Annotated in this window: 5 protein-coding genes and 1 tRNA gene (1 of these 6 only partly in view); 4 read left to right on the top strand and 2 right to left on the bottom strand. The window is 61.9% G+C overall.

Translation table 11 applies throughout. The features are described 5' to 3' along the window. Positions 1-30, top strand: a tRNA-Asp gene (locus JC607_RS06600) (it extends 147 nt beyond the left edge of the window). Between the two features lie 130 nt (positions 31-160). Here the strand turns inward: JC607_RS06600 and JC607_RS06595 are convergent. Then, the gene (locus JC607_RS06595) at positions 161-625 is read right to left on the bottom strand and encodes a GNAT family N-acetyltransferase (RefSeq protein WP_198836157.1); all 465 of its coding nucleotides are present in this window, start codon (positions 623-625) and stop codon (positions 161-163) included. Continuing rightward, complete coding sequence (locus JC607_RS06590) at positions 622-2,016, bottom strand: M20/M25/M40 family metallo-hydrolase (RefSeq protein ID WP_198836156.1); 1,395 nt, start codon at positions 2,014-2,016, stop codon at positions 622-624. The genes JC607_RS06595 and JC607_RS06590 overlap by 4 nt, the downstream gene beginning before the upstream one ends. Before the next feature lie 282 nt (positions 2,017-2,298). Between JC607_RS06590 and hemA the strand changes: the two genes are divergently transcribed. The 3 genes from hemA (at position 2,299) to ispG (ending at position 6,202) form a co-directional block, all read left to right on the top strand. Further along, positions 2,299-3,528, top strand: a complete 1,230-nt coding sequence (gene hemA / locus JC607_RS06585) for a 5-aminolevulinate synthase (protein ID WP_198836155.1) — start codon at positions 2,299-2,301, stop codon at positions 3,526-3,528. A 182-nt stretch (positions 3,529-3,710) separates the two neighbouring features. Beyond that, positions 3,711-4,946, top strand: coding sequence for a helix-turn-helix domain-containing protein (locus JC607_RS06580; RefSeq protein WP_198836154.1), 1,236 nt, complete (start codon positions 3,711-3,713; stop codon positions 4,944-4,946). Between the two features lie 131 nt (positions 4,947-5,077). Next, positions 5,078-6,202, top strand: coding sequence for a flavodoxin-dependent (E)-4-hydroxy-3-methylbut-2-enyl-diphosphate synthase (gene ispG, locus JC607_RS06575; protein ID WP_198836153.1), 1,125 nt, complete (start codon positions 5,078-5,080; stop codon positions 6,200-6,202). Positions 6,203-6,234: the final 32 nt, after the last annotated feature.

Below are 6,234 nucleotides of genomic sequence, written 5' to 3'. Positions count from 1 at the left end.
TCGCGGGTTCGAGCCCCGTCAACCGCGCCATTCTTCTATAAAACCATTCCATGCAGAACATAAAAACAGCCCGTTCCGGGCTGATTTGAGTATTTGTGTCAAGAGGAAGCCGGCATTTCCTCTTGACTTAAATACTCCCGCCGGAGGCATCCGCCCGCAGTCAGAGGCGCATTCGATAGCGGATATGCCCGTCGCTTTGCACGAATGTATCATAGAGCGCCCGGGCGCGGCTGTTCGTCTCATTCGTATGCCAGTAGAGCCGGTTCCAGCCTCTCTCCCGCCCAAGCGCGACCAGGTCTTCCAGAAGTGTGCGGCCGATTCCCTCACCCCGCGCCGCTTCGGTGACGCAGAGGTCTTCGAGGTAGCAATCCTCGCCGATCACCCAGGTCGAGCCATGTGTCAGGTAAAGCGCGAAGCCGAGCAGACGACCGTCCTGCACCGCCACCCTTCCGTTCAGCGGTGCGGCGGCGTCCATCAGGCGTGACCAGGTATGGCTGGTGATCCCGGGGGCGAGGCTGACCTCGTAATAGGTCAGATATTCATCCCAGATGCCGCGCCAGGCGGCTTCGTCCGCCGCTGCCAGATCGCGAATCTCCGGCGCCTTGTTTGTGACCGCGCCGCTCATGCGATGCGATCCAGCACGCGCGCCCAGGAGCGGATGCCTTTATGGAAACTTTTCACATCGTATTTCTCATTCGGCGAATGGATCGCGTCATCGTCATTCGCAAAGCCGATCAGCATGGCATCCATCCCGAGCACAGATTTGAAAAACCCCGCAATCGGGATCGAGCCGCCCATGCCGACAATCACCGCCTCGCGATTCCATTCGTCGGACAGCGCAAGGCGCGCGGCTTCGAATTCCGGGCGGTCGGTGTTCATCACCGCCGCCGGCGAGCCTTCGAGATTGTTATCCCAGGTGATCCGCGCATCTTTCGGCAGGCGGGCCTCGACATGGGCGCGGACCTTCCGGCGCAGATCATCGGGATCCATATCGCCCACGAGGCGGCAGGTGATCTTGCAATGGGCCTCGGCAGGAATCACCGTTTTTGACCCGGCACCCTGATAGCCGCCCCAAAGCCCGTTGATCTCCAGCGTCGGACGCGCCCATTGCTGTTCCAGCGTCGTATAGCCGGCCTCGCCATGCGGCACGGTAAAGCCGACCGATTCGAGATAGTCCTTCTCGTCAAAGCCGCTCAGCTCCCATTGCCGTTTCAGCTCGGCCGGGACCTCATCCACGCCCTCATAGAAGCCCGCGACCGCGACGCGACCCTGATCGTCATGGAAGCTCGCGATGAGTTTTGCGATTTCGCGCAAAGGGTTAAGGCCCGGGCCGCCGTAATGGCCGGAATGGAGGTCGATCTTTGGCCCGTACAGGGTGAACTCATCCTTGAGCATCCCCCGCAGCTGGCCCGCGATCGAGGGCACGCCGGGCGAGACCATCGATGTGTCGCAGATCAGCGCGATATCCGAGCTCAGCTCGGCCGCATTGTCGCGCATGAACGGGATCAGCGAGGGCGAGCCGGATTCCTCTTCACCTTCAAGGAAAATGGTGATGCGGCAGGGCAGGCTTCCATTCACCGCCTTCCAGGCGCGGCAGGCCTCGATAAAGGTCATCAGCTGGCCCTTGTCATCCGAGGTGCCGCGACCGCGGATCACATCGCCTTTGGGGGTGCTTTCCACAACAGGATCAAAGGGATCGCGGTGCCAAAGCGCCAGAGGGTCCACCGGCTGCACGTCGTAATGGCCGTAAAACAGGATATGGCGCGGCCCCTCGCCGGCATGGGCCACCACCATCGGATGCCCCGGCGTCGGGCGGGCGCTGGCCTCAAAGCCAAGGCTCTGCAGATCGGCGACCAGCCAGTCGGCGGCGCGGGCGCAATCGGCTTTCCAGGCGGGGTCGGTCGAGATCGACGGAATGCGCAAAAGCTCTTTCAGGCGTTCAATCGCATCGGGCAGGGCCCTGTCGATCCCTGCAAGGATCTCGTCCAGGTGATTGTTGGTCTCGGCGGCGCTCATCGCGGTCTCTCCCGGGTCATGTCGGGGAAACCTGCCAGGACCGGGCGCAACTGTCCAGAGCCAGCGCCTGCCATCCCTGCGCGCAAGGCGGTCCGGATCGCAATTTAAGCAATCCGGAGAGGTAGCATTCTGCGTCACACCACGCTAAAGCTGAGTTTAGAATGATTATATGGTGGCAGCGACAATTCGTCAGGTTCACTTGTGTCGTGACATGACGCATATCAAAGCCGGGCGGCGGCTTTAGGTCCATAAAGGGCGCCGCAAAGACGTGAGGACGGACCCATGAATTACGATGCAGCGCTCGATTCCGCGCTTGGCAGGCTTCATGACGAGGGGCGCTACCGCACCTTTATTGATATCGAGCGTCGCAAGGGCCAGTTCCCGCATGCGATCCGCACCCGTCCCGATGGCAGCGAGCAGCAGATCACCGTCTGGTGCGGCAATGACTATCTTGGCATGGGGCAGCATCCGGAGGTGCTGGGCGCGATGCATGAGGCGCTGGAGGCCACCGGCGCCGGTTCGGGCGGCACCCGCAATATCTCGGGTACGACCGTCTATCACAAGCGGCTCGAGACCGAGATCGCCGATCTGCATGGCCAGGAAGCGTCGCTGGTTTTCTCCTCTGCCTATACCGCCAATGATGCGACGCTTTCCACGCTGAAGGTGATTTTCCCCGGGCTGATCATTTACTCGGACGCGCTCAATCACGCCTCGATGATCGAGGGGATCCGGCGCGGCGGTGGGGAAAAGCGGATTTTCCGCCATAATGACGTGGCGCATCTGCGCGAATTGCTGGCGGCGGATGACCCTGCTGCGCCGAAGCTGATCGCGTTTGAATCGATCTATTCGATGGATGCCGATGTGGCGCCGATTGCGGCGATCTGTGACCTGGCCGAGGAGTTCGGCGCGCTGACCTATCTCGATGAAGTCCATGCCGTTGGCATGTATGGCGCGCGCGGGGCAGGGCTTGCGGAACGTGATCGCCAGATGCACCGGATCGACATTGTGAATGCGACGCTGGGCAAGGCTTTTGGCGTTTTCGGCGGCTATATTGCTGCATCTGCGAAGATGGTTGATGCCGTGCGCTCCTATGCGCCCGGTTTTATCTTCACCACCTCGATTCCGCCGGTGGTTGCGGCGGGTGCAGCGGCCGCGATCCGGTTTCTGAAGGGCGAGGGCGGTCGGGATTTGCGCAAACAGCACCAGGATCAGGCGCGCACTCTCAAGTTGCGGCTGCGCGGTCTTGGCCTGCCGATCATCGATCATGACACACATATTGTGCCGGTCCATGTCGGCAACCCCATCCATTGCAAGATGCTCTCGGATATGTTGCTCGACCAGTTCGGCATCTATGTGCAGCCGATCAATTTCCCGACCGTGCCGCGTGGCACGGAACGGCTGCGGTTCACACCCTCGCCGGTGCATGGCGCGGCGGAAATTGACCAGCTTGTGAAGGCGATGGATCAGCTCTGGGGGCATTGTGCGCTGAATCGCGCCGAAGCATCCGCCTGAGCATTCTCGCATGTGCAAAAACTCTTGCCCTGTGTTAGCGTTTTCGCAATACGAAGCGAGGTGAGTCGCGCGAACGTGATAAGGACGCGGAGACTCACCCGGTGGGACAACCCGAAGAGACCGATGCCAGATAAGGCGCGGCCAAACGGGTCCAGAGGCGCAGGCTGGGGGACGGGCATCGCATGATCAGCTGGAGGTCGAAACCTCAGGCAGCGGAAGACGAAAAGCCGAAAGGCTTTGACGATTTCGACTTGCGGCTTGGTGATATTATGCGCGGAGAGCGCGCAACGCTGGGCAAGTCCCTTCTTGATGTTCAGCGCGATCTGAAGATCAAGGCGACCTATATCGCCGCCATCGAGAATGCTGATATTTCCGCTTTTGAATCGCCCGGTTTCGTGGCGGGCTATGTGCGGTCCTATTCCCGCTATCTGGGCATGGATTCGGATATCGCTTTCGCGCGCTTCTGCAAGGAAGCGAATTTCACTCCCGCCCATGGCATGTCGGCCCAGGCCGGGACGCCGCGCGCCGCCCAGGCGCGCCCGCGCAGTGATTTCTCGGAACCGCTTGCCAATCCCAATCTGACCTTCGTGCCGCGCGGCGAAAGCTGGCTCTCGAAGATCGAGCCGGGGGCTGTGGGCTCGCTTGCCGTTCTGGTCGCGCTGATCGGTGCCATAGGCTATGGCGGCTGGTCGATCCTTCAGGAGGTGCAGCGCGTGCAGCTGGCGCCGGTGGATGAGGCGCCTGCGGTCGTCGTCTCCATCGATCCGCTGCAACAGGATGTGGCGCAGCAAACCGCCATGGGCGATGAGGCGAGCCGGACCCCGGTGACCCAGACCGCTCAGGCCGGGGCCGCGCCCGATCTGATGGACCGGCTTTACCGTCCGCAGGCGCTTGATGTGCCGGTGTTTGAATCGCGCAATGGCCCGATCGGCTCGATTGACCCGCGTATGGGCGGGGCCGCGGCTGGCACTGTCAGCGGCGTTGTCGCGGCAGAGACCGGAACTGCGCCGCAGGATGGTGTGATCCAGGTCACCGCCGATGCGCCTCCGGGTGTGCAGATCCTGGCGGTGCGCCCGGCCTGGATGCGCGTGAGTTCTGCCGATGGCACCGTCCTGTTTGAGAAGATCCTGAACACCTGCGAAAGCTATCAGGTGCCGGCGCTGGAAGAGGTGGCAAGCCTGCGCACCGGCAATTCCGGTGGCGTCTATTTCGTGGTGGGCGGCAAGACCTATGGTCCGGCCGCGCCCGGGGCCAATGTCGCGTCGAATATCGCGCTTTCGCCCGAAGCGGTGACCGGCAAATATGCCGAGGCCGATCTGGCGAAAGACCGCGATCTGGCGCGGATCATGACCGCCGATGCCAGCGGCGCGCTGCCCAATCTGGCATCCAGCTGCGCGACCACAAAGCCCGCCCAGTAATCCCGGCGCGGTAGCACGGGCGCGGTAATCTGCGACATTGCTGCAATGTGACCCGGCCCGTGCTGCGGGCCGGTTGCCGTGCGGCACCGCCAGGATTACATAGGGCGAGGCATCAACCGGAGTATGCGGGAATGAGTCTCAACCCGATCCGCCCCTGGCGGAATATCGAACGCCGTCAGAGCCGGAAGATCATGGTCGGCTCTGTACCGGTCGGGGGCGATGCGCCGATCTCGGTGCAGACCATGACCAATACGATCACGTCGGATGTGCGCGCGACGCTGGATCAGGTGATCCGCGCGGCGGAGGCGGGGGCGGATATCGTCCGTATCTCGACGCCCGATACGGATTCGACCGCCGCTTTGCGCGAGATCTGCCGCGAAAGCCCGGTGCCGATCGTGGCGGATATCCATTTCCACTACAAACGCGCCATTGAGGCCGCCGAGGCCGGCGCCGCCTGTCTGCGCATCAACCCCGGCAATATCGGCGACGCGAAACGCGTGGCCGAGGTGGTCAGGGCCGCGAAAGACCATGGCTGTTCGATCCGGATCGGGGTGAATGCCGGGTCTCTGGAAAAGCATCTCCTTGATAAATATGGCGAACCCTGTCCGGATGCGATGGTCGAAAGTGGCCTCGACCATATCAGGATCCTGCAGGATCACGATTTCCACGAATTCAAGATCTCGGTGAAGGCCTCGGATGTGTTCCTTGCAGCCGCCGCCTATCAACAGCTGGCGGCGGCCACCGATGCGCCCATTCACCTCGGGATCACCGAGGCCGGGGGGCTGATGTCGGGCACCGTAAAATCGGCGGTAGGGCTGGGGAGCCTTTTGTGGTTCGGCATCGGCGATACGATCCGGGTCTCGCTTTCGGCGGACCCTGTGGAAGAGGTCAAAGTCGGCTTTGAGATCCTGAAATCGCTGGGCCTCAGGACGCGCGGCGTGCAGATTATTTCCTGCCCCTCCTGCGCGCGCCAGGGCTTTGACGTGATCAAAACCGTCGAGAAACTCGAGCGCCGGCTGGAGCATATTAAGACGCCGATGAGCCTTTCGATCATCGGCTGTGTGGTGAACGGGCCGGGCGAGGCGCTGATGACCGATATCGGCTTTACCGGCGGTGGTGCCGGGAATGGCATGGTCTATATGGCCGGCAAGCAAAGCCATAAGATGAACAATGACCAGATGATCGACCATATCGTCGAGCTGGTCGAGAAACGCGCGGTCGAGATCGACGCCGAAACGGTCAAAGCGGCGGAGTGATCCGGTAAACATCAAAAAGCCCCGCAATCTGA

The organism is Paracoccus sp. IB05 (genome assembly GCF_016405985.1).
Taxonomy (GTDB): Bacteria; Pseudomonadota; Alphaproteobacteria; order Rhodobacterales; family Rhodobacteraceae; genus Pseudogemmobacter.
The sequence above is the reverse complement of the archived record's forward strand: the minus strand, read 5'-3'. Positions and strand labels throughout refer to the sequence as shown.

Excerpts from the sequence above, each read along its gene's own strand:
- JC607_RS06590 (WP_198836156.1), bottom strand. The coding sequence starts at position 2,016 with ATGAGCGCCGCCGAGACCAACAATCACCTGGACGAGATCCTTGCAGGG.
- hemA (WP_198836155.1), top strand. The coding sequence starts at position 2,299 with ATGAATTACGATGCAGCGCTCGATTCCGCGCTTGGCAGGCTTCATGAC.
- JC607_RS06595 (WP_198836157.1), bottom strand. The coding sequence starts at position 625 with ATGAGCGGCGCGGTCACAAACAAGGCGCCGGAGATTCGCGATCTGGCA.
- JC607_RS06580 (WP_198836154.1), top strand. The coding sequence starts at position 3,711 with ATGATCAGCTGGAGGTCGAAACCTCAGGCAGCGGAAGACGAAAAGCCG.
- ispG (WP_198836153.1), top strand. The coding sequence starts at position 5,078 with ATGAGTCTCAACCCGATCCGCCCCTGGCGGAATATCGAACGCCGTCAG.